Genomic DNA, 22,704 nt, shown 5'->3' with positions numbered 1-22,704 from the left:
TGACCGCGCGATGCAGCGCGCAGTCAGGTCTTGGATAAAGGGACGTTACTTGAGATAGCCCGCGCGTTTCATTTCGCGGGTCGTCGAGGTCTGGGCCGCGTTGAGGGCCTGCTCGACGCTCATCTGGCCGGTGAGGGCAGCGGAGAACAACTTGCCGACCGAGGTGCCGATGGCCTGGAACTCGGGGATGGTCACGTACTGGATGCCGACATAGGGCACCGGCTTGGCCGAGGGTTGGGCCGGGTCGGCGTGCTGCATCATCTCCAGGGCGATCCTGGCGAAGGGCGCAGCGCTCAGGTAGGCCTGGCTGTAGGTCGACTGGCGAGTGCCCGGCGGGACGTTGGAGATGCCATCCTGGTCGGCCACCAGCTGGATATATTCCTTGGAGGTCGCCCAGGTGATGAAGGTCTTGGCAGCCTCCTTGTGCTTGGCGCTCGCCGGGATCGCCAGCGACCAGGCATACAGCCAGGACGAGCCCTTGTCGGTGACCTCATGGGGCGAGGCGGCGAAGCCGACCGCATCGGCCACCTTGCTCTGGCTCTTGTCGGTGGTGAAGGAGCCGGCGACGCTGGCATCCACCCAGAGCGCGCACTTGCCGCTGTTGAACAGGGCCAGGTTCTCGTTGAAGCCGTTGCTGGAAGCCCCGGGCGGGCCGTACTTCTTCATATTGTCGACGTAGAAATTGGCCGCTGCTGTCCACTCGGGACTGGTCAGTTCGGGCTGCCATTGTTCGTCGAACCAGCGCGCGCCGAAGGCGTTGCCCATCAGGCTGAGCAACGCGACGTTTTCCCCCCAGCCGGCCTTGCCTCTCAGGCAGAGACCGTATTGCTCCTTATCCGGCTGGTTGAGCTGGCTGGCGAAGGCGGCGAGTTGCGTCCAGGTCGGTTTGTCGGGCATCTGCAGGCCGGCGGCCTTGAACAGATCCTTGCGGTAGTAGGTGACGGTGCTTTCGCCGTAGAACGGCAGGGCATAGAGACGGTTGTTGACCGACAGCCCCTGGCGGATCGCCGGGAAGATGTCTTCGACGTCATAGCTGGCAGGCAGGTTGTCGAGCGGCTCCAGCCAGTTCTTGGCACCCCAGAGCGGTGTTTCGTAGGTGCCGATGGTCAGGACATCGAATTGGCCACCACCGGTGGTGATGTCGGTGGTCAGCCGCTGCCGCAGCACGTTTTCTTCGAGCACCATCCAGTTGAGCTTGATATCGGGGTGCTGTTTTTCGAAGACCTGGGACAGGCGCTGCATGCGCACCATGTCGCTGTTGTTGACGGTGGCAACGGTGACCGATTCGACGGCCTGGGCAACACCGGTCAGTCCGAGACCGGCCAGCAGCAGCAACGCGATAGGGCGCTTCATCTTCTTCTCTCCGTGACTGCCACGGCGGGCAGCTTGTTGTTGTTATGAGCGGCTGGCCGCCGATATAAATCTGATCTCGACAGGCCCGCTGGAGAGGATTACAACAGCAGGGCCAAGCCGCTGGCTAACCTGGCATTGACCAGTTGCCGATACATTTTTGACCTGGATCGCACAGCGCGCCGAGGTCAAAAAAGCATCGATAGCCAGGCGGACGGGTGCGGCCTTACCAGAACACGCAGAGGTACATCATGAAGGCGACCGCCTTCCTCGAACCGCGGCCGGCAGAGCTGGAAGTAATCCTTGCCGCGCCCGACCAGAGTTTTCGCTGGTACGAGCACGACTATCCCTACGCCCTGGCGCGCTGGAATCATCACCCCGAATACGAGATCCACCTGATCCGCCAGGGCAGTGGACGACTGCTGGCCGGCGACTATGTCGGGCCCTTTGCGGCAGGTCACGTAGCCATGATCGGACCGGATCTGCCACATGACTGGATCGGTGATCTGCCACCTGGCGAGGTGCTTGCCGGCCGCGATGTGGTCGTCCAGTTCAACGGCGAACTGTTGCGCTCGCTGAGTGCGGTCGCTCCGGAGCTGGGTGACTATCTGCCGTTGCTGGAACAGGCCCGCCGCGGGCTGGAGTTCAGCGGCGACACGGCCCGGCAGGCGGCTACCTTGATCGAGGCGATGGGCCAGGCCCGGGGCGCCGAGCGGCTACTCAGGCTGTTCGCCTTGCTGGGCTTGCTGTCCCAAGCACCGCAAAGCGAGAGGCTCGTCCTGGCCAGTGCCTGTTATGCGCCGGCGCTGGATGCCCGCAGTTCCGCAAGGGTGCATCAGGCCTTCGACTATCTGCTGAGCGAACTCACCGAGGATATCCGGCTGCCGGTGATCGCCAGGCGCGTCGGCATGAGCGAGGCGGGGTTTTCACGCTTTTTCAAGAAGGTTACCGGCCACGGCTTCATCGAACTGGCGCGCAAGCTGCGCATCCAGCGGGCCTGTCGTCTGCTGCGGCAGGCGGAGCTGTCCATTGCAGCCATCTGCTTCGAGGTGGGCTATTCCAACCTGTCCAATTTCAACCGGCATTTTCGCAACGAGACCGGACAGACGCCCAGCCAGTATCGCCAGGAACAGATCGGGACGCGGCGTCAGCAGCCGCAGAGGTGAGGGCGGGCGAGGGTGGTTATGCCCTGCCAGGAGCTTATAAAGGTAGGCGTAGCTGACGCTGGAGCGCCCGCTACGCCAAGCGGCGCCTTATTCCGCGCTGGACGGCTTGGCCCAGAGATTGATGTCGCCTTCGACCGCATGGGTATCGATCTCGGCCAGTTCCTCGGCGGTAAAGGTCAGGTTGTCCAGAGCTGCCACGTTTTCCACGATCTGCTCGGGCCGACTGGCGCCGATCAGGGCGCTGGTGATGCGCGGGTCGCGCAGGGTCCAGGCCAGGGCCAGCTGCGCCAGGCTCTGGCCGCGGCGCTTGGCGATGGCATCCAGGGCGCAGACCCGGGCCAGATTCTCGGCGGACAGATGGCCTTGCTGCAGCGATTGGCCACCGGGTTGATTGACCCGGGCTTCGGCCGGAACGCCATTGAGGTACTTGTCGGTCAGCAACCCCTGGGCCAGAGGTGTAAAGGCGATCACGCCGCTGCCGATGTCCTTGGTCGCCTCCAGCAGATCCTTTTCGATCCAGCGATTGAGCAGGTTGTAGGCCGGCTGATGGATCAGCAGCGGGATCTTCCAGTCGGCCAGCAGCTTGGCCATTTCCCGGGTCTTGGTCCCCGAATAGGAGCTGATACCGATGTAGAGCGCCTTGCCTTGCTGAACCGCCGTGGCCAGGGCACTGGCGGTTTCTTCCAGCGGCGTGTGTTCGTCGAAACGGTGCGAATAGAAGATGTCGACGTAATCCAGGCCCAGGCGCTTGAGGCTCTGATCCAGGCTGGCCAGGACGTATTTGCGCGAGCCGCCGCCTTGGCCATAGGGTCCGGGCCACATGTCCCAGCCGGCCTTGCTGGAAATGATGAGTTCGTCGCGGTAGGCCGCGAAGTCTTCGCGCAGCAGCCGACCGAAATTGATCTCGGCGCTGCCATAGGGCGGCCCGTAATTGTTGGCCAGGTCGAAGTGATTGATGCCCAGATCGAAGGCGGTGCGCAGCAAGGCGCGTTGACGATCCAGCGGCGTGGTGTCGCCGAAGTTGTGCCACAGGCCCAGCGAAAGCGCCGGCAGCACGAGACCGCTGCGACCCACGCGGCGGTAAGGAATACGGTCATAGCGATCGGAAGCGGCTTGATAAGCCATGCAAAACTCCTTGGGATGGAATACGTGTTGGAAACCCAGGACATTCGCGCGCGGTGACACAGGCAGAGGCGCGACAACCGGAAGGAACTCCGGGAACGGACGCCATCCGATTAAAGCCGCCAGCGGCGTCTTGTACAAACGGGCGCTGCGGAATTTGCGGTGCAGGTGTACGGTAAGCGGCGATCTGAATCCCTGGAGTCGTAATGGCAGGCAACGTGGCGAGGTCGTGACGAATTGGAGGAAGCCGCCAGCGTGAAAACGCAGCCACCTGGTGCAGCACTCCATAACCATGACTTCGCATAATGTATATTATGTTAAATTGGATATAGGCCTGGGCTGACAACTGCCCTTTGCCATCCCACTCGGCGTTTAACGTTCTCGCCAATCCAGCCAGCAGACTCCACTCTCGCTTCCCTACCCTGACGCTGCCGATCAGCATGTTTTGCAAGACGTGCAGCTTCGAGCAGGATTTCCTTGAGTGACGATCCTGAAGACGTGTCCGTTACGAACGACGTCTTCAGGATCTCCAGACCGATCGCCGCAACGCCCAGCGACCCTCAGGTCGCCAAGACCTGCTCCAGTCGCTGCAGACGTTCCCGGTACACACGCCGTGCGGCCAGCGCGTCTTCCAGGGTCACGGCGACGAACCGGGCTTTCTGATTCGGCTGCAGCTGGCCGATCAGATCCAGGTCACTGCTGATGACGGTGCCGATCATGGCGTAGCCGCCGCCAGACACCGCGTCTCGGTGCAGGACGATGGGTTCAAGGCCCGCCGGCACCTGGATCGAGCCGATGGGATAACAGCTGTCGACGATATTGGACGGATCCGAGCCGGCGCCAAAGGGTTGTTCGCGCGGCGTGAATTGCAGCGGCCGACCGCCCTTGAATCTATAGCCGATGCGATCGGCTTCGGAGCCTACCGTCCAGGTATCGGCGAAGAACGCCTCGGCGGCGTCCGCGGTCAGGCGGTGATGATAGAGACCCGGCACGACCCGCAGGATCACCTCGCCGCCGCAAGCCGGCACCAGGTCGCCTGGCAACCGGACGCCAGGCTTGACGCCTGTCGCCGGGGTGCCGACAGCCAGTTCGTCACCCGCGGCGAGCCTTCGACCCTGGAAGCCACCCAGGCCGCCCAGGGTGTACGTCGAGCGACTGCCCAGCACCTCGGGCACATCGAAGCCGCCCGCCACGGCCAGATAGCCACGGGCACCGGCCTTGAGGTAATCGAACTTGAGCACCTGGCCGGCGCGTACGCCGAAGGCTTCGTCCAGCGGCATTTCGGCGCCGTCCAGGCGTGGCGTCATGCGCGCGCCGCTCAGGGCGACCAGCGCGTCTTCGGCGAAGAGCAGCTCCGGACCGAGCAAGGTGCATTCCAGGGCCGCGGCGCCGGCTGCGTTGCCCACCAGCAGATTGGCCGCGCGCAAGGCATAGCTGTCCATGGCACCCGACGGCGGAATGCCCAGGTGGTAGTAGCCTTCACGGCCGAGGTCCTGGATCGAGGTGGCCAGGCCGGGTTTGAGTACCTTGATCATGCCGGCTCCTCCATCAGGGTGCGCGGATAGCCACGGGGATCGTCGAGGAAGGCGTCCAGGGAAAAGTCAACCGGCCGGATATTCAGGGTGAAGCTACCCTCCTCTACCTCGGCCAGCATCCGGTCGTACTCGGCACGGTCGATGGCGCGGAAACGGACGATGTCGCCGGGCCGGAAGAACACCATGTGCTCCTGCAGGTAATCGAGGCGCTGCGCCGGATCGTAGATGGGCGCCGGCGTCACACCGAACATCTGGTAGCCGCCGGCGCCCCGTACCGAATAGATGCAGCCGAAGCAGCCGCCGTGGCCAAGGGTCTGCCTGGGTGTGTCGGTGCGGGGTCGCAGGTACTTGGGGACCTGCAACTGCCGCTCGGACTCCACCATCTGGAACATGAACGGCAATCCGGCGACGAAACCCACCATGGACACGAACCAGGGCGCGCCGCTGTGGGCGGCGATAAAGGCTTCGACGTCGGCCAGGCCGTTGATGCGCGCAGCGTATTCCAGATCGGTGGCGGACGGATCCTGGTGGCGATCGCGAAAGCGCATCAGCGTCTCGTGGGTCCAGGGATCGTTGTAGAGCACCGGGATTTCGATCATCCGCGTGGCCAGCTGGCGCTCGGCCACCGCCTGGTCTTCCACGCCCTGGACCGCTGCCAGGAGCCGGTCGGGCGGCAGCACATCGGGATCGAAACGGATCTGGAAGGAGGCATTGGCCAGGCAGATGTCGTGGATGCCGGGCAATTGCAGCGCCTGCACCGCACGGGTCATGGCCAGGCCACGGAAAAACGCTTCCAGGGACATGCTTTCGGACAATTCGACGAACAGGTGCTCGTCGCCACCGAAGCTATAGCGGATCGCGGTCGTCATGCGGAGATCTCCTCGGCCAACCAGTGTTCCAGGGTACCGGTGTCGAAGCGCGCTTCGATCACCCAGGGTTCGTCCAGCAGACGGCGATGCAGGCTGGCGGTGGTGGCCATGCCGCTCAGACGCAATTCGTCCAGCGCCTGGCGGGCACGGGCCAGGGCCTCGCCGCGATCGGCGCCATGGGCGATGAGCTTGGCCAGCAGCGAGTCGTAATAAGGGGGCACCCGATAGCCTGCGTAGAGATGACTGTCGACGCGGATGCCCGGGCCCTGCGGCCAGGCGAGCTGCTCGACCGTCCCGGGGCTGGGAAAGAAGTTGCGCGCCGGATCTTCGGCGTTGAGTCTCAGCTCGATGGCGGCGCCCTGCAGATGGATGTCTTCCTGGCGCAGCCCCAGGGGTTCACCCCCGGCGATGCGCAGCATGGCCTGGACCAGATCGATACCGGTGACCATCTCGGAGACCGGGTGCTCGACCTGGATGCGGGTGTTCATCTCGATGAAGAAGAATTCGCCGCTGGCTTCATCGAACAGGTACTCCAGGGTCCCCGCGCCGCGATAGCCGAGGCGTTCGGCCAGGCGTACCGCGCTGGCGCAGAGGGTCTCGCGCTGGGCAGCGCTCAGCACCGGCGATGGCGCTTCTTCCAGGAGCTTCTGGCGGCGCCGCTGCAACGAGCATTCGCGCTCGAACAGATGCACGGCGCGCTGGCCATCGCCAAGGATCTGCACCTCTATATGACGAGCGCGCTCGATGAAGCGCTCCAGATAGAGGGCGCCGCTGCCAAAGGCGGTCTGGGCTTCGCGCTGGGCGACGGGAAATTCCCGCGCCAGCTCGGCGGCGTCGCGCGCCAGGCGGATGCCCCGGCCTCCTCCCCCGGCCGCTGCCTTGATCAGCAACGGATAGCCCACCGTCTCGGCTGCCGCTATGGCGGCCTCTATATCAGCCGGTTCGCTGGCAGAGCCCGGGACCACCGGGACGCCAGCCGCCTGCGCGGTGCGTCGTGCCTCGGCCTTGTCGCCCATGCGGCGGATGATGTCACCCGAAGGGCCGACGAAGACGGCACCCGCCGCCTCCACTGCATCGGCAAAGGCAGCGTTCTCGGCCAGAAAGCCATAGCCGGGATGCACCGCATCGGCGCCGCTGTCACGCAAGGCCTTGAGCAGCGCCTCTATATCGAGGTAGCTGCGATCCGCCCGCGCCGGGCCGATCACCACCACGGCATCGGCCTGGCGCGCCGCCAGCGAATCCTGGTCGGCCTCGCTGCAGGCCAGCACCGTCTCGATGTCCAGCGCCTTGGCGGCGCGCAGGATACGAACGGCGATCTCGCCACGATTGGCCACCAGCAGACGGCGGATGCCGCTCCCTGGCGTATTCACGAGGCGGCTCCGCTCAGGGTGGCCAGCAACTGACCCGGCTCGACCGGATCACCGTCCTCCACCGCGAAGGCCGTCAGGGTCCCGTCCACTTCGGCATGGACCTCCGAGAATTGCTTCATCACCTCGACCAGGCCGATCACCGTGCCGGCGGTGACGGTTTCCCCGACCTCCACATAGGGCGCCGCATCGGGCGTGGGTTTGCGATAGAACGTTCCGGGCAAGGGCGAGAGCACCGAATGTTCGGCCATGACGATTCCTCTTCTAGGCAATGTTGTCGGAAAGGCAGGCGTAGCGAAGGACTGGAGGACCCGGCGTCTTGGCGCCGGTGTCCGCATGAAAACTAGCCGGCGCCTGGGGCGCGGATGGCGATGCCGGCGGCGGCGAGGCGCTGGCGGATGGCCTGGGCCAGGCCCAGCGCACCGGGGGTATCGCTGTGCAGGCAGATGGATTCGAAGGCCACCTCGACCTCGCCCCCCTCCACCGTGGCGACCCTGCCCTGCTGGCAGGCTCTGAGTACCCGTTCGGCCACGGCCTGGGGATCGAGCGCGCCCATGCGCCGGACCAGCACGATGGACCCGCTGGCGTCATAGTCCCGGTCGGCATAGAACTCGCGCATCAGGGGCTGGCCCAGCTCGCGACCGATTCGCCAGGTGGCCGAATCGGGCAGGCAATAGAGCAGCAGCCCGGGTTCGAGCCGTTGCAGCGTCTCCACCAGCAGCCGGGCAGCCGTCTCGTCCCGCGCCAGGTGCATGAACAGCGCGCCATGGGGTTTGAGATGTTGCAGCCGCAGGCCATGCAACCGGGCGAATTCACGCAGGGCGCCGAGCTGATAGACGATATCGGCCACCAGTTCTTCGGCGGGCATCTGCAGGGGCCGGCGGCCGAAACCCACCAGATCGCGATAGCCCGGATGGGCGCCGATGGCCACGTTGCGCGCCTTGGCCTGCAGCACGGTGCGCTGCATGAGGGCGGGATCGCCGGCATGGAAGCCGGTGGCGATATTGGCCGAACTGACCAGGTCGAGCAGTTGGTCATCCACGCCATCGCCCAGCGTCCAGGCGCCAAAGCCCTCGCCCATGTCGGAATTGAAGTCCACCTCGATCATTGCGGTATTCCCTTGCAGTGGTGCGGTGTCCTCGACCTTAGGACTGCCCTGCCCCCTTGGGAAGATTTATTATCCAAGGTCCAGCGTTCGGAAAAATCGATACCTCAGGACAGTTGTCATGGCCCTTACCCTGCGTCAGCTGCGCTACTTCACCGCGACCGCCGAACTGGGGCAGATCTCCCAGGCGGCCATCCACCTGAACATTTCCCAGTCGGCGGTGACCAGCGCCATCCAGGAACTGGAGAGTCTGCTGGGCGCCAGTCTGTTCGTCCGCTCGGCGCAAGGAATGGCGCTGACCGATGCCGGCCGGCATTTCCTCAACCATGCCTATGGCATCCTGCGCGGGGTCGACGATGCCCTGAGCAGCGCCTTGCCCGACCATCGCGCCAGCGGCGAACTGCGCATCGCCGCCAGCTATACGGTGATCGGCTACTTCCTGCCGCACCATCTGCAACGCCTGGCGCAGCTCTATCCCGAGGTGACGGTGGCGGTGCACGAACAGGAGCGCCAGGCCATCGAGGAGGCGCTGCTGGACAGGCGCATCGATATGGCGGTGGTCCTGACCGCCAACCTGACCCACGAGGACATCGTCTCCGAGACGCTCTTCAATTCCGAACGCCGTCTCTGGCTGCCCAGTGGTCATCCCCTGCGCGATCGACCCAATGTCAGCCTGGCCGATGTTGCCCGCGAGCCCTATGTGCTGCTGACCGTCGACGAGGCGGAACAGAGTGCCAGGCGCTACTGGCGCCAGTCAGGCCTTGAACCCCAGGTGCGCTTGCGGACCAGCTCGGTGGAGGCCGTGCGCAGCATGGTGGCCAACGGCAGCGGCGTGGCCATTCTCTCCGACCTGGTCTATCGCCCCTGGTCGCTGGAGGGCAAGCGCCTGGAGACACGCACCCTGGTGGAGCCCATCACGCCCATGAGCGTAGGGCTGGCCTGGCACCGCGAACACCCCCTGACACCGGCCATGCAGGCCTTTCGCAGCTACTTCCACAGCGCCTTTCTGGCACCCCAGCAACTGGGGGCGCGACGCTAGTAGAAGGTGAAAATCCTCACGATCGAAAGGATTTCGTATTTGCAGCGTTACCAGCAACCGAAATCCTCACGGCCTTGAGGATTGCGCTGCCTTTCCCTTTGGCGTTAGCCTGATCCCCACGCTCGTGAGGATAAATCATGCAGGTGATACTCAAGAATGCCGCCGACCTGGGCGCCCTCGTCCGCCAGGCGCGCAAGGCCCAGTCGCTGCGCCAGGACGATGCCGCCGGCAGTCTCGGCGTCAGTGAAAACTTTCTCGGCAAGGTCGAGCGCGGTGGCGAAACCGTCCAATGGGGCAAGCTGTTCCAGGTACTGGAAGGCCTGGGGGTGCGTCTGATCGTGGATTTGCCCCCTGAAGTGGAAGCCCAGCCGGATACCCGGACACCATGAGGCGTGAACTCCTGGCCTGGATCGACGACCAGCTGGTGGGTCGGCTGGCTGACGAGAACGGTATCTGGTCGTTCCGGTACGAGTCCGATTGGCAGGCCTTCGGGCTCTGTCCGCAATTGCCCTTGCAGCGAGCGCCACTGATCGATGGCAGTTCGCAGCGACCGGTGCAGTGGTACTTCGACAACCTGCTGCCCGAGGAAGGCCAGCGGCAACTGCTCGCCCAGGATGCGCGCCTGGATGCCGCCGATGCCTTCGCCCTGCTGAGCTGGTACGGCGCCGAATCCGCCGGATCCCTTACCCTGCTCGCCGAAGGACAGCACCTGCCACCGGGAGATCGCCGCCCCCTGAGCGATGCCGATCTCTCCCGGCGGATCCAGGCCATGCCGCAGTTGCCGCTGACCCACGAGGCGCACAAGCGCATGTCGCTGGCCGGCGCCCAGCACAAGCTGGCGGTGATTCTCGATGACCAGGGGCTGCAGGAACCCGTGGGCGCCCTGCCCTCCACCCATATCCTCAAGCCGGACCATCCCCACGAGGCCTTCGCCCATTCGGTGATCAACGAGTGGTTCACCATGCGCCTGGCGGGTCTGGCCGGGCTGATGGTTCCCGCCGTCGAGCGCCGCTACGTGCCCGAGCCGATCTATCTGATCGAGCGCTTCGACCGCGTCCGTACCCCGGGCGGCTGGCAACGACGCCATGGCATCGACGCCTGCCAGGTGCTGGGTCTGGACCGTCATTTCAAGTACCAGGCGGGTAGCGTGGAGCGCCTGGCCGAACTGGCCCGGCTGTGCGAGGCGCCCGCCGTGACCCGGACGCGGCTGTTCAACTGGCTGGCCTTCAACGTGCTGGTGGGCAATACCGATGCCCATCTGAAGAATCTGGGCTTTCTGGTCTCACCCCGTGGGCTGGCCCTCGCGCCCTGCTATGACCTGCTCTGCACGGCCGTGTACGAGAGCCGCGCCTTCGATCAGCAGCGCTGGCCGGACGCGACCACCCTCGCCTGGCCGATCCTGGGTGAAAGCCGGCTGGTGGCCATCGACCGCGAGCGACTGCTGGATGCAGCCGAAGCGCTGGGTATCAAGCGCTCGCCGGCTGCTGCCCAGTTGCAACGCCTGCGCCAGCGCCTGTCCCTGCAGGCTCAGCAGTTGCTGGAACAGACCGAGCGGGAAAATCAGACTCTGGCCGTCGCGCGACCGGAGCTGCGGGCGGTCTTCGCCGGCGAGTTGCGCTGTCTGCGCGCGATCAGGGCGCTGATCGCCGAACAGGTCGAGCGGCTGGCCTGACGGCCACGCTCAAAGCGGCAACACCGCCAGCAGGCGTTCGCGTCTGAGCTGCTGCAGGCGGGCAATCAGCTCCCGCGTGGATGTGCCACTCGTGAACTGTTGCAGCCGTTGACCGGCGACCGATCCCAGCCATTCCAGCTCGTTCGAGCCCGCCGGCTCGACCGCCAGCAGCAGGCAGTCACCGCCCAGCCGGGACAACAGCCGTACGATCCGGCTCTGCGGACCCTGGGTGAGCCACTCCTCGTGCAGCCCGCCGACGTCCTCCAGCTGCAGCACCGGGAGGTCGCTGCAGCCGGGCAAGCCGCTGCGCAATTCCGCCGTCACCGCGGGGTCGAGATCGCCATGCAGGATGACCAGCGCCACGGCCGGTCGGAGGTCGTCTACCGCTGTCCAGCATTGGCTCGTCATGCGGGACCTCCTGGTGATCGGTCGTGGCCTGGGTTCAGGCGAAGGCGTTGTGGTAGGCGTTGAGCGCCGGGGCACCCCCAAGGTGAACATAGAGTACCCGGCTGCCCTTGGCGATCTCGCCACTGCGCGCCATGGCGATCAGGCCGGCCATGGATTTGCCCTCGTAGACCGGGTCGGTGAGCATCCCTTCCATCTGCGCGGTGTAGCGGATGGCCTCGACGGTGGGGCCATCCGGCAGGCCGTAGTCCGGTCCGCAGAAGCGTGGCTCGATGATGACATCCTCGTCGCGGATCTCCTGCTTCAGGCCGATCATCTCGGCGGTGTTGCGCGCGATCTTGGTCACCGCGGCGCGGGTCATCTCGGCGTCCGCCGCCGTGTCGATGCCGATCAGGCGCCGCTCGCGCTCCTGGGCGCGAAAGCCCACCACCATGCCGCCCTGGGTAGAACCGGTACAGGTGGCCGTCACCACGGTATCGAAGAAGAGGCCCTGCTCGCGCTCCTGGCCAGCCAGTTCGTCGGCGAAATGGGCATAGCCGAGGCCACCCAGCGGATGATCCGAGGCGCCGGCGGGAATGGCGTAGGGCTTGCCGCCCTCACGCCGCACCTCATCCAGGGCACGCTCCCAGGTGGCCTTCACCGCGGTGGAATAGCCCTCGCCTTCCAGCAGCGTCTGGGCGCCCATCAGGCGGGACAGCAGGATGTTGCCGACCTTGTCGTAGACCGGGTCTTCCCACTTGGTCCACTCCTCCTGGACCAGCCGGCACTTCATGCCCAGCACCGCGGCGACGGCAGCGACCTGGCGGGTGTGGTTGGACTGGATGTTGCCGATGGAGACCAGGGTGTCGCAGCCCTGCGCCAGGGCATCGGCGGCCAGCCATTCCAGCTTGCGCACCTTGTTGCCGCCATAGGCGAGACCGGAGGACACGTCGTCACGCTTGGCCCAGAGTTCGATACCGAGGTCCTTCGACATGCGCTCCAGCTTGTGCAGGGGCGATGGGAAGTAACCGAGCTTGACGCGGGGAAAACGCTTTTCGAGATCCAGGGACATAGCAGCGACTCCAGTGGTGAGAGAACGCCTTCAATGCTAGGGAAAACCCTGAAAAATGTGCTTTCGAATGAGCGGTACGAAATCTGCTTTCCTTTTGAACGACTCCAAGAATCCGCATGGATGTTCCTCCAACAACCGCTTTCCAAGGAGAATCTTTCGATGAGCGAAGCCGCGGAACTGACCCCGGTAGAACGCAAGATCCTGCGCGCCCTGCAGCAGGACGGCCGGCTGAGCAATGCCGAGCTGGCGCGCCAGGTTGCCCTGAGCCCGAGCGCCTGCTGGAACCACACGCGCAAGCTGTTCGAGAGCGGCGTCATCACCAGCGTCAGGGCCCATGTGGACCCCAAGGCGGTGCAACGGGAAACCGCGGTACTGGTGGGCGTGGTGCTGGACAGATCGACCCCGGATTCCTTTCAGGCCTTCGAAGCGGCCGCCCGCGCCCTGCCCCCGGTGCTGGAGTGCTACCTGGTGGCCGGCGACGTCGACTACTTCATCAAGCTCAGGGTCAAGGACATCGCCGCCTTCAATCGCCTGCACAGCGAACGGCTGATCGCCCTGCCCGGCGTGCGCCAGGTGCGCACCTTTTTCGTGCTGAACGAAGTCAAGACCGAGGGGCTGTTGCCTATCTGAACAGGCGGGTAGCGCCCAGGGTGGGACGGGTACCGAGCGGCGCCCGTTCAGATAAGGGGTTTCGCAGAGGGCGGCATCCTTATTTGACGCCGCCTCAGGTCATTACACGACCACGTTCAACAGCAACACCACGATCAAACCGACCACGGCGACGATCGATTGCACCACCGAAATGGTCTTGGTGGCTTCGCCCATCGTCATGCCGAAGGATTCCTTCACCATCCAGAAACCTGCATGGTTGGCGTAGTTGAAGAACAGCGAGCCGCAGCCAATGGACAAGGCCAGCAGCGGCAGGTTGAGGCTGGGATCGGCACCGGCGAGCGGCGCCAGCAAGCCGGCAGCCCCTACGATACCTACCGTGGCGGAACCGGTAGAGACCGAAAGCAACATGGCGATCAACCAGCCGAGGACCAGCGGAGGGAACGCCGACTGCTGAGTCAGGTGGACAATCGCATCGCCCACCTTGGCGCTGGTCAGCAGCTGCTGAAAGGCACCGCCGCCGGCGATGATCATGATGATCGAGGCGATTGGCTTGAGGCTCTTGCCCAGCGATTCGCGCAATTGCTCCGCATCGCCGCCACGCGCGAGTACCAGACTTGCCCCGGCGAACAGCACACCCAGCAGCATCGCTATCAGCGGATTGCCGAGGAAACCGGCCATTTTCAGCAGCGCATTGTCCTTGGCCAATACCATCTCGGCGACGGCATGGATCAGCATCAGGATCGCCGGCAGCAAGGCTGCCAGTACGCCAAGGTATACGCTGGGGCCTGGTTTATCGTCGGCTTTTTCAGCCAGGGTGAACTGATCCAGCAACACCTGATCGGGCCGAGTGCTCATGCGCGGGGAAATGAAAGCGCCATACAGTGGGCCGCCCAGGATCATAGCCGGGATAGCCGCCAGGAAACCATAGAGCATGGTCGGCCCGACCGAGGTTTTCAGCGCGGCGATGGCCGTCAACGGGCCAGGGTGCGGCGGGACCATACCGTGCATGGCAGCCAGTGCGGCAATCACCGGAACGCCCACATAGACATAGGCTGACCCCTTGAAGCGCGCCTGACTTTCCAGCTTGCGCGCCACGCTAAAGATCAGCGGCAGCATGATCACCAGGCCGACCTCGAAAAACATCGGAATGCCAATCACGAACGCGACCATCATCATCGCCCACGGAATCATCCGATCCGATGTGCGCCTGAGGATGACCGCGGCAATCTGCTCGGTGACGCCGGCGTCCGCAAGTATTTTGCCGAGCATCGCCCCCAGCGCGATGACCACCCCCACAGCCCCCAGTGTCTTGCCGGCGCCGGTGACCAGCTGGGAGACGATGCGATCTGGCTCCATACCGGTTGCAAAGCCTACGCCGACGGAAACCACCAGCAACGCCAGCAGCGGGTGCATTTTGAGGCGCGAGACGATCAGCACTACCAGCACCACGACGCTGATCAATGCAGTCAGTAACAGATTTATATCTAAGGGAGTCATGAAAGGTTCTCGGTTGGGCTGGTGCCAAACTCTTGTAGGAGGGTGAAATGAATGGCCTCTGCAACGGCCAGGTTGCAGCGTTCGTCTTCCTAGAAACCAAATAACCTGCGAGGCGCGTTCACCAGCAGCGCGGCGCTGGCTTGCGCGGAGAGCTCCAGGGCTTGCAACTGGTCGACGACGGTGGCGAAGTCAACGCTTTGCTCATGTTGCGTGTGCGGCCAGTCGCTGCCCCATACCAACTGATGCAGGCCAACGCTTTTTTCCAGCAACGGTAATGCCCTTCGAGCGAAATCAATGTTCTGTCGTGGCGTACCTCCCAGACGATAGATTCCCGATACCTTGATCCAGATCGAGCCTTTCGATCCGGCCTCAAGCAACTCGCCAAACCCGGGCTGATCGAGACCCGCATTCGCGTCCGGCCGCCCCAGGTGATCGATCACCAATTTCACCCCGAACGGCGTCAATTGCCGGATCAAGCCCGGCAGATCCCTGACTTCCCGGTGCAACTCGACATGCCAGTCAAGATCGGCGATATCGCTGAAAAACCCTTGCCAGGCACTGTCACGAAAATCAGGTAACGCTTTGCCGATCAGGTTCAGGCGCACGCCGACCACGCCCAGTTGCGCCATGTCATTCAAGGTAGAACGACTGATGCCTGGCTCCAGCACGACCACACCACGCAACTGCTGAGGTGCTTGCTTCAACGCCGCCAACAGGTAGCTGTTGTCAGTGCCAAGGAAACTTGGTTGCACCAGGACACCGTGACTCAGACCTTGGGTTTGCAAATGCTCAAGGTACTGGTCGAGCGTGGCGTCGTACTCGGGACTGTAGCGGCGTGCACCGATCAGCTGCAGATCACGGCTGAACACATGGGCATGGGCGTCAATGCCGGTGATCGACTTGGAGCGGGGAGCTGACATGGGTTTTATCTACTGAAGGTTGGGACCATCACGCCCGAGCGCGCTGATTGCCGTTGATAGTGGCCGGAACGGCGGTGGCATTGGCTTCAAGGTCCCTGCCCCGGGTTTCAGGCAGGCAAAGTGCGGCAAGCACCCCCACGCCGTAGGCGATTCCGGCATCGATACCGATCGCCGAACCCAGGGACATGGCATCACTCATGTGCCCGACCAGGAATGGAAATACAGCGGACAGCACCCGGCCAAAGTTGTAGCAAAAGCCAACACCGGCGCCGCGTACATCGGCCGGGTAAAGTTCGTTGAAGAACGCTCCCAGACTGGCCGGAATACCGGCGGCGAAGAACCCTAGCGGGAACCCCAGGAACAGCATCTGCGTATTGGTCAGCGGCAAAAACACGTAGCACTGCACCGTGACCACGCAGCACAAGGCAAACAGCACGATGTTTTTTCGACGGCCAATGCGATCGATCAAATAACCGCTGGCCACACAACCACACCAGAAGGCGAGGATGATCACCGCCAGATAGCCGCCCGAGTTCAGCACGGACAGATTGCGCTCGGTCTTGAGGAAAGTGGGTAACCAGGTCATTACCGCGTGATAGCCACCGTGCGCGCCCAGTCCCAGCAGCCCGCCAAACAGCGTCACGCGAAGCAGTTCCGGGCGAAAAATGCCCGCGAGCGACGTGAAGAAACTCTGCGGAATGGCGTTGCCTTCTTGCAGACGCCGGAAGCTGTCCGGCTCCTCGACGTTACGACGCACCCAGAAGATCAGGAACGACGGCAGCAACCCTACAAGGAACATCACACGCCAGGCCATGTCCTGCGGCACAGAGGTATAGATCAGCGTGAACACCCCGACCGCCAGGCCCCAACCCACCGCCCAGGCACTTTGTACAGTGCCCATGACCTTGCCGCGATAGCGCGGATTGATCGTCTCGGCCATGAGCACCGCGCCGGCCGCCCACTCCCCGCCAAGCCCGAAACCCTGCAGCGCCTTGACCACCAACAGCTGATTGAAGCCCGTGACGAAAGCCGAGAGAAAGGTGAAGAACGAGAACCACAGAATCATCGACTGCAAGGTGCGCACACGGCCGTAGCGGTCAGACAACGTCCCACCCACCCAGCCGCCGAGTGCCGAGGTGACGAGGGTAACGCCGCTGATCAATCCGGCATCGCCCTTGGTCAGCGCGAAAGCGGCGATCAGCGCCGGAATCGCCAGACCGAACATCTGTACTTCCAAGGCGTCGAGCGACCATCCGCCGAAGCAGGCCCAAAATGTCTTGCGCTCACGAGGAGTGATTTGGCGATACCAGCTGAACATGAGTCTTATCCTTATAGGTGTTACGCAAGACAGCCGACGGCCAACCCGCCGCGACAGGGTCGACGTTGGCAACCAAACAGCAATCGGCCGGCGATCTGGCCGCCGCAGAACGCTTCGCTACGCAGACAGGCGTCAGCGAATATCCACGCTGTAGCGGAAATGCTCCGCGTGGCCGCGCGAGCGACGCCACTCCAGCGGGCTACCCGCGTAATCACGGGCCAACCGCTCGATCACGATCACCGGACTGTTGACCGGTACCTGGAGCAGGCGGGCATGCACGTCATTCACCGATTCGGCGGTCAGCGTTTCTTCGGCCGATGCAACAACCTGTCCGCACACCTCTTCGTAGATCGGATACAGCAGCGGCCCTTCGCGACTGAGATCGATCTCCAGCAGCGCCTGGAACCGCTGGCGGGGCAGCCAGATTTCTTCGGCGAGCACCGGCTTAACCTCAAGCAGACGCACGCGGACAATACGAATGACCAACGCATCGGCAGGCAACCCTAGCGCTTGCGCTACGGCCGAAGGTGCGGCAACGGGCTCGATCGAGAGGATGCGACTCTCCGGGACCTGGCGCTCTCCGGAAACAGTCTGGAATCGGAAGAAACGGAACAATGAGGATTGAAACTGCGCCCGTCGAATGAACGTCCCGCGCCCTTGCTGACGTTCCAGAATGCCCTCACTGACCAAGGCATCAATCGCCTTGCGCACCGTGCCGGTGGACAGCTGATATTCCGCAGAAAGCGCCGCTTCGGTAGGGATCGCCTCCCCCGGACGCCAGCGATTATTGGCGATCTGCTCAGCCAATTGGTCACGCAGGCGTTGGTACAGCGGCAGTCGGGCATCACTGGATAAAGAATTCATCGACTTTATTCACCTTGTTATCTAGTCATCTATATGAATCTTGCAGCGAGTATTTGCCCAGACAACTTCGCTGTCAAGGAAGGGCCTTTTGTCTCGCTGACGAATGGCTGCCCTACCGCCCTTGTCATCGACAGGCAGGTCTTCGCCAGCAATATCAGATCCTGGCCGATTGCTGCCCCGAACCAAGGGCAGCTATGAATCGATAGCTCGAGGATCTAAAGCCGCCAATTGTGGCCCTCCCCGACCAGGAGTCGCACCTGTTTCGGAAACCGGCGTGAGGGTCAGGCCTTTACGGCCAGGGCCAGGATGGTCGCCACCAGCGCCTGGGTACGTGGAACCAGGGTATCGAGCACCAGGAATTCGGCGTCGGTGTGTACCTTGCCGCCCACGGGGCCCAGGCCACAGAGGGTGGGCACGCCCAGGCTGGCGGTGAACCCGGAGTCGGCGCAACCGCCGGTGAATTCGCCCTCGACGCTGAAGCCGAGGTCCTCGGCCTCGCGCTGGTAGAGCGCCAGCAGGTCGTAGCTCAGGTGCGCCTCCATCGGCAGGAACAGGCAGGTGGGCTCGACACGGGTGGTCGTACCCGGCACCTCCACCTCGGCGATGATGGCCTCGATGCGCGTCTGCAGTTCGGGCCAGTCGGCCAGGGCGACGAAGCGCACGTCCAGGCGCGCGGTGGCGCTGGGCGCGACGGTATTGCTGGAGGTACCGCCCTCGATGAGGCCGACGTTGGTGGTGATGCCGCGCTCGTAGTCGGTCAGGGCGTGCAGCTTGGCCACCTTGAGCGCCAGCGCCTGGATGGCACTGGCGCCCTCGGCGTGGCTGACGCCGGCATGGGCGGCGCGACCGCTCACGCTGATGGCGAGGGTGGCGCCACCCTTGCGTGCCTTGACCACGTTGCCACTGACGCGCCCGGGCTCGCAGTTGAGCACGGCCCGGGCGCCGCGGGCCGCCGCTTCCAGGTGCGGGCGAGCCGTGCCGGAGCCGATCTCTTCGTCACCGGTGTAGAGCACCCGTACCGGAAACGGCAGCTCGCCGGCGCGCTTGAGCGCGCGCAGCGCGAAGCAGCCCGCCACCAGTCCACCCTTCATGTCCGCGACGCCGGGGCCATAGGCCTGGCTGGCATCGCGGGTGAAGCCGCGGCTGGCCACGGTGCCCGGCGGAAAGACGGTGTCGCGGTGGCCCAGCAGCAACACCGCAGCGCCGGTGGCGGGCCCCACCTGGGCGGCGAGGACGTCACCGAAGTCGGCGACCGGCGTCCGGGCAACCTCGATGCCGTCTTCGGCCAGGGCCGCGGCGAGCACCGTACCGACGGCATCGACGCCGGCCTTGTCGTAGCTGTTGGAATCGGTATCGACCAGGCGTTGCAGGAGAAGGGTCATCGGCTCGCGCTGGGTGGCGAGCCACTCCAGGGCGGCGGTCTTGGCAAGGGACATCAGCTGCGGCTCCAGCGATCGCCCAGGTCCCAGAACAACCCGGCCATGAGTTGCAGCCCCTGCCGCGCGACCGGGGCCAGGAGATGCTCGTTGGGCGCGTGCTGGGAGCAGGCGGGATAGGAATGGGGCACCCAGAGGGTGGGCAGTTCGAGGATGTCGGCAAAGATGTCATTGGGCAAGCCACCGCCGAAATTGGGCAGCAAGGCGGGCTTTTCGCCCAGGGTGCGGGTCAGGGAGGTCAGCGCCCAATCCACCCAGGGATTCTCCGGGTCCAGCCGCGAGGCGTGGAGGATCTCGTCCTTGGCACGGGAAACGCGCACCGCGGCGAAACCCCGTTCGGCCAGGTGCGCCTCGATCAGCGGGATGAAGGTCGTGCAATCGCAGCCGGCGACGAAGCGGATCTGGCAGTGGGCGCGGGCGCTGCCGGGAATGGCATTCACCGGTGCCTCGGGATTGCCGGTGGTGAAGGCCAGCAGTTCGAAGGTGTTCCAGCCGTAGACACGTTCCGCCGGGGTCAGCCCGGGCTCGCCCCAGTGGGGATCGATGGCCGGATCGCCCGGCGCGCCGCCCACCTCGATGTCGGCCAGCGCCCTGCGCACCGGTGCGGGCAGCTCGGTGGGCTTGAGCCCCGCGACCTGGATCTGGCCCCGGGCATCCACCAGGCTGGCCAGCGCATGGGCGAGGATGATCCCGGGATTGGCCAGCAGCCCGCCCCAGTTGCCGGAGTGATGGCCGCCTTCGCGCAGCTCCAGGTGCAGATCGAAATTGAAGGTGCCGCGGGCACCCAGGAACAGCGTCGGCCGGGATGCCGAGACTCGCGGACCGTCGGAGGCGATGAACAGATCGGCGGCCAGGGCCTGGCGCTGCTCCTGGCAGAAGGCGCGCAGGCCGACCGAGCCGATCTCCTCGCCCATCTCCAGCAGCAGCTTGACGTTGTAGCCCAGGCGTCCGCCGCGGGCGGCGATCACCTGTTCCAGCGCCGCCAGGTTGAGCAGGTGCTGGCCCTTGTTGTCGGCGGTGCCGCGGCCGTACCAGCGCTCGCCCTGCTCCACCAGGGTCCAGGGCGCGAGGCCTTCGCGCCAGCGGCTGGCATCACCGCGCACCACGTCACCGTGGCCATAGCTGAGCAGGGTCGGCAACGCCAAGTCCTCGATTCGCTCGGCGATCAGCAAGGGCCCCTTGCCGGCGACCGGATTGTCCAGCTGCCGGCTGGTGAAGCCGAGACTGGCCACATAGGGGGCGATGAATTCATCCAGGTAGCGCTGCAGCTCCGCCTGGCGCTCGGGCGCCTGGCTTTCGGTAGGATGGGCCACCGCGGTGGCGAGCCGCGTACGAAAGGCGCCGCTGTCGAAGTGCGCGGCGGCAAGCTCAAGGGCATGGGTACGGCTGGTCATGGCGGACTCCGGGGTCAGGCAGGTTCGGGCAGATGGCAGCGCTTGCTGCCGCCGGGGATGGGTTCGCGTTCCGGATAGCGCTCGGCGCAGGGGCCGAAGCAGCGCGGGCAGCGGGGATGGAAGGCGCAGCCGCTGGGCGGCGAGATGGGATTGGGAAAGCTGCCGCCCAGGCCCAGCGCCGGCAGGCCCAGGCTGGGATCAGGGGTGAGCACCGCATCCAGCAGCGCCCGGGTATAGGGATGCGCCGGCTGGGCGAACAGCGCCGCTCGCTCGCGCTCCTCGACGATCTTGCCGAGGTACATCACCGCCACCCGGTCGGCCAGGTGCTCCACCACCGCCAGGTTGTGGCTGATGAGCAGATAGGTCAGACCGAATTCACGCTTGAGTTCCAGCAGCAGGTTGAGGATCTGCGCCTGCACCGAGACGTCCAGTGCCGAGGTGGGTTCGTCGCAGATCAGCACGTCCGGGCGCATCACCAGGGCGCGGGCAATGGCCACTCGCTGGCGCTGACCACCACTGAGCTGGCCGGGATGGCTGTCGGCGGCGCGCCGTGGCAAACCCACCACGTCGAGCATCTCGGCGACCCGCTGTTGCTGCTCGGCCGTCGAGCCCAGGCCATGCACCTTGAGCGGCAATGCCACGATCTCGCGCACCGTCTTGCGCGGATTGAGCGACGAATAAGGGTCCTGGAAGATCGGCTGGATATGCCGGGCCATTCGCTTGCGATCCACCCCGCGCAGGTGCTCGCCGCCTACCAGGATGTCGCCGCTGGTGGGTGCCAGCAGCCCCAGCAGCAGCTTGGCCAGGGTGCTCTTGCCGCACCCCGATTCCCCCACCAGACCCAGGGTCTCGCCGCGATGGAGCCGCAACGAAATGCCATCCACCGCCTTGAGGGTGGCCGGCGGGCGGAACAGGCCGCGACCCAGGGTGAATTCGCGGCGGATGTCGCACAGTTCCAGAGCGATCTCGCGGCTCATCGCACACCTCCGACCCGGCGCAGGGGTTCGCTGGGCAGGGCGAAATGGCAACGCGCCAGGTGCGCGCCCTCCTCCAACAAGGGCACGCTGTCGGCGCAGACCGCCACCGCCTGCGGGCATCTGTTGCGAAAGGCACAGCCGTGCTGCTCGCCGACCAGGCTGGGGACCAGGCCGGGAATGGCGCCCAGCGGCTGCCCGGGACGGGTCCGGCCCGGTACCGGGATGCTCGCCAGCAGCCCACGGGTATAGGGGTGTCGGGGGGCGGCGAACAGCTCGGCGGCCGGTGCCTGCTCGACGATCTGGCCGGCATACATGACCGCTACCCGATCGGCGATGCGCGCCACCAGCCCCAGGTCATGGGTGATGAACACGATGGCCGTGCCGAATTCCCGCTGCAGATCGCGCAACAGGTGCAGGATCTGCGCCTGGATGGTGACGTCCAGCGCCGTGGTGGGTTCGTCGGCGATGATGAGGTCCGGTTCGCAGAGCAGCGCCATGGCGATCACCACCCGCTGGCGCAATCCGCCACTGAGCTGGTGCGGATACTGGCGCAGGCGCTCGCCGGCGTTGCTGATGCCGACCTTTTCCAGCATGGCCTCCGCGCCTGCCCAGGCGGCCTTGCGATCCAGCCTGCGGTGGCGCCGCAGCACCTCGGCGAGCTGGTCGCCGATGCTGTAGGCCGGATTGAGGGCGGTCATGGGTTCCTGGAAGATCATCGCCAGGCGATTGCCGCGCAGGTCGCGCATGCCCTTTTCGCCCAGGGTCAGGAGGTCGTGCTCGCCCAGCGTCAGGCGCGCCGCCTGGCGCCGGGCCTGGCGCGGCAGCAGATCCATCAGCGCCAGGGAGGTGAGCGACTTGCCGCAGCCAGACTCGCCCACCAGGCAGAGCATTTCGCCCCGCTCCACCTGCAGGTCCAGGCCGCGCACGGCGTGCAGGGTGTCATCCCCCAGGGGGATATCGATCCGCAGGTCTCTTACGTCGAGCAGTGCCATGGTCAGTCCTCCG

22 protein-coding genes are annotated in these 22,704 nt (G+C 64.9%); 5 read left to right on the top strand and 17 right to left on the bottom strand.

Features of this window, described 5'->3' with window-relative positions; all coding sequences use genetic code 11:
* Nucleotides 1-45: 45 nt before the first annotated feature.
* Complete coding sequence (locus QE444_RS13960; protein ID WP_309739217.1) at nucleotides 46-1,353, bottom strand: sugar ABC transporter substrate-binding protein; 1,308 nt, start codon at nucleotides 1,351-1,353, stop codon at nucleotides 46-48.
* A gap of 248 nt (nucleotides 1,354-1,601) precedes the next feature.
* Here QE444_RS13960 and QE444_RS13955 point away from each other — a divergent pair, with 248 nt between their 5' ends.
* Nucleotides 1,602-2,516 carry an AraC family transcriptional regulator gene (locus tag QE444_RS13955; protein ID WP_309739215.1) on the top strand — a complete coding sequence of 305 codons (915 nt, stop codon included), beginning with the start codon at nucleotides 1,602-1,604 and terminating at the stop codon, nucleotides 2,514-2,516.
* A gap of 87 nt (nucleotides 2,517-2,603) precedes the next feature.
* Here the strand turns inward: QE444_RS13955 and mgrA are convergent, their stop codons facing one another.
* From mgrA to QE444_RS13925, 6 genes are all read right to left on the bottom strand, one after another.
* Nucleotides 2,604-3,641: an L-glyceraldehyde 3-phosphate reductase gene (gene mgrA, locus QE444_RS13950; RefSeq protein ID WP_309739213.1), complete on the bottom strand. Its 1,038-nt coding sequence runs from the start codon at nucleotides 3,639-3,641 to the stop codon at nucleotides 2,604-2,606.
* Between the two features lie 557 nt (nucleotides 3,642-4,198).
* Complete coding sequence (locus tag QE444_RS13945; RefSeq protein ID WP_187979284.1) at nucleotides 4,199-5,173, bottom strand: biotin-dependent carboxyltransferase family protein; 975 nt, start codon at nucleotides 5,171-5,173, stop codon at nucleotides 4,199-4,201.
* Nucleotides 5,170-6,042 (bottom strand): allophanate hydrolase subunit 1, encoded by an 873-nt coding sequence (locus QE444_RS13940; RefSeq protein WP_187979283.1) that lies wholly within the window; start codon nucleotides 6,040-6,042, stop codon nucleotides 5,170-5,172. Before QE444_RS13940 ends, QE444_RS13945 begins: the two co-directional genes overlap by 4 nt.
* Nucleotides 6,039-7,391 carry an acetyl-CoA carboxylase biotin carboxylase subunit gene (locus tag QE444_RS13935; protein ID WP_405046472.1) on the bottom strand — a complete coding sequence of 451 codons (1,353 nt, stop codon included), beginning with the start codon at nucleotides 7,389-7,391 and terminating at the stop codon, nucleotides 6,039-6,041. Before QE444_RS13935 ends, QE444_RS13940 begins: the two co-directional genes overlap by 4 nt.
* A gap of 17 nt (nucleotides 7,392-7,408) precedes the next feature.
* The gene (locus tag QE444_RS13930) at nucleotides 7,409-7,660 is read right to left on the bottom strand and encodes an acetyl-CoA carboxylase (RefSeq protein ID WP_158896781.1); all 252 of its coding nucleotides are present in this window, start codon (nucleotides 7,658-7,660) and stop codon (nucleotides 7,409-7,411) included.
* Nucleotides 7,661-7,752: 92 nt separating this feature from the next.
* A complete protein-coding gene (locus QE444_RS13925) occupies nucleotides 7,753-8,517 on the bottom strand; it encodes a 5-oxoprolinase subunit PxpA (protein ID WP_309739205.1) in 765 nt (254 codons plus the stop codon).
* Between the two features lie 118 nt (nucleotides 8,518-8,635).
* Here QE444_RS13925 and QE444_RS13920 point away from each other — a divergent pair, with 118 nt between their 5' ends.
* The 3 genes from QE444_RS13920 (at nucleotide 8,636) to QE444_RS13910 (ending at nucleotide 11,225) form a co-directional block, all read left to right on the top strand.
* The gene (locus tag QE444_RS13920) at nucleotides 8,636-9,553 is read left to right on the top strand and encodes a LysR family transcriptional regulator (protein ID WP_133861695.1); all 918 of its coding nucleotides are present in this window, start codon (nucleotides 8,636-8,638) and stop codon (nucleotides 9,551-9,553) included.
* Nucleotides 9,554-9,690: 137 nt separating this feature from the next.
* Complete coding sequence (locus QE444_RS13915) at nucleotides 9,691-9,942, top strand: helix-turn-helix domain-containing protein (protein ID WP_173147459.1); 252 nt, start codon at nucleotides 9,691-9,693, stop codon at nucleotides 9,940-9,942.
* Complete coding sequence (locus tag QE444_RS13910; RefSeq protein WP_273861548.1) at nucleotides 9,939-11,225, top strand: HipA domain-containing protein; 1,287 nt, start codon at nucleotides 9,939-9,941, stop codon at nucleotides 11,223-11,225. Before QE444_RS13915 ends, QE444_RS13910 begins: the two co-directional genes overlap by 4 nt.
* Nucleotides 11,226-11,234: 9 nt before the next feature.
* Here QE444_RS13910 and QE444_RS13905 read toward each other — a convergent pair whose 3' ends face one another.
* A complete protein-coding gene (locus QE444_RS13905) occupies nucleotides 11,235-11,633 on the bottom strand; it encodes a hypothetical protein (protein WP_187979278.1) in 399 nt (132 codons plus the stop codon).
* Nucleotides 11,634-11,667: 34 nt separating this feature from the next.
* The gene (locus tag QE444_RS13900; protein ID WP_133861699.1) at nucleotides 11,668-12,681 is read right to left on the bottom strand and encodes a 1-aminocyclopropane-1-carboxylate deaminase; all 1,014 of its coding nucleotides are present in this window, start codon (nucleotides 12,679-12,681) and stop codon (nucleotides 11,668-11,670) included.
* 159 nt (nucleotides 12,682-12,840) lie between these two features.
* Between QE444_RS13900 and QE444_RS13895 the strand changes: the two genes are divergently transcribed.
* Nucleotides 12,841-13,311 (top strand): Lrp/AsnC family transcriptional regulator, encoded by a 471-nt coding sequence (locus tag QE444_RS13895; RefSeq protein WP_208691226.1) that lies wholly within the window; start codon nucleotides 12,841-12,843, stop codon nucleotides 13,309-13,311.
* Between the two features lie 102 nt (nucleotides 13,312-13,413).
* Here QE444_RS13895 and QE444_RS13890 read toward each other — a convergent pair whose 3' ends face one another.
* The 8 genes from QE444_RS13890 to QE444_RS13855 form a co-directional block, all read right to left on the bottom strand.
* The gene (locus QE444_RS13890; protein WP_208691225.1) at nucleotides 13,414-14,790 is read right to left on the bottom strand and encodes a GntP family permease; all 1,377 of its coding nucleotides are present in this window, start codon (nucleotides 14,788-14,790) and stop codon (nucleotides 13,414-13,416) included.
* An 89-nt stretch (nucleotides 14,791-14,879) separates the two neighbouring features.
* A complete protein-coding gene (locus QE444_RS13885) occupies nucleotides 14,880-15,710 on the bottom strand; it encodes an amidohydrolase (RefSeq protein ID WP_285386709.1) in 831 nt (276 codons plus the stop codon).
* Nucleotides 15,711-15,738: 28 nt separating this feature from the next.
* Nucleotides 15,739-17,028 (bottom strand): MFS transporter, encoded by a 1,290-nt coding sequence (locus QE444_RS13880; RefSeq protein ID WP_309739193.1) that lies wholly within the window; start codon nucleotides 17,026-17,028, stop codon nucleotides 15,739-15,741.
* A 132-nt stretch (nucleotides 17,029-17,160) separates the two neighbouring features.
* Nucleotides 17,161-17,892: a GntR family transcriptional regulator gene (locus QE444_RS13875; RefSeq protein ID WP_285386707.1), complete on the bottom strand. Its 732-nt coding sequence runs from the start codon at nucleotides 17,890-17,892 to the stop codon at nucleotides 17,161-17,163.
* A gap of 281 nt (nucleotides 17,893-18,173) precedes the next feature.
* Complete coding sequence (locus QE444_RS13870) at nucleotides 18,174-19,328, bottom strand: M20 family metallopeptidase (RefSeq protein ID WP_309739190.1); 1,155 nt, start codon at nucleotides 19,326-19,328, stop codon at nucleotides 18,174-18,176.
* Nucleotides 19,328-20,722 (bottom strand): M20 family metallopeptidase, encoded by a 1,395-nt coding sequence (locus QE444_RS13865; protein WP_309739189.1) that lies wholly within the window; start codon nucleotides 20,720-20,722, stop codon nucleotides 19,328-19,330. Before QE444_RS13865 ends, QE444_RS13870 begins: the two co-directional genes overlap by 1 nt.
* 14 nt (nucleotides 20,723-20,736) lie before the next feature.
* Nucleotides 20,737-21,699, bottom strand: a complete 963-nt coding sequence (locus tag QE444_RS13860) for an ABC transporter ATP-binding protein (protein ID WP_133861707.1) — start codon at nucleotides 21,697-21,699, stop codon at nucleotides 20,737-20,739.
* Nucleotides 21,696-22,691, bottom strand: coding sequence for an ABC transporter ATP-binding protein (locus tag QE444_RS13855; protein ID WP_133861708.1), 996 nt, complete (start codon nucleotides 22,689-22,691; stop codon nucleotides 21,696-21,698). The genes QE444_RS13860 and QE444_RS13855 overlap by 4 nt, the downstream gene beginning before the upstream one ends.
* Nucleotides 22,692-22,704 lie beyond the last annotated feature (13 nt).

The sequence above is a fragment of the Pseudomonas sp. SORGH_AS_0199 genome (assembly GCF_031453735.1).
GTDB classification, from domain to species: Bacteria; Pseudomonadota; Gammaproteobacteria; order Pseudomonadales; family Pseudomonadaceae; genus Chryseomonas; species Chryseomonas aestiva.
The sequence above is the reverse complement of the archived record's forward strand: the minus strand, read 5'-3'. Positions and strand labels throughout refer to the sequence as shown.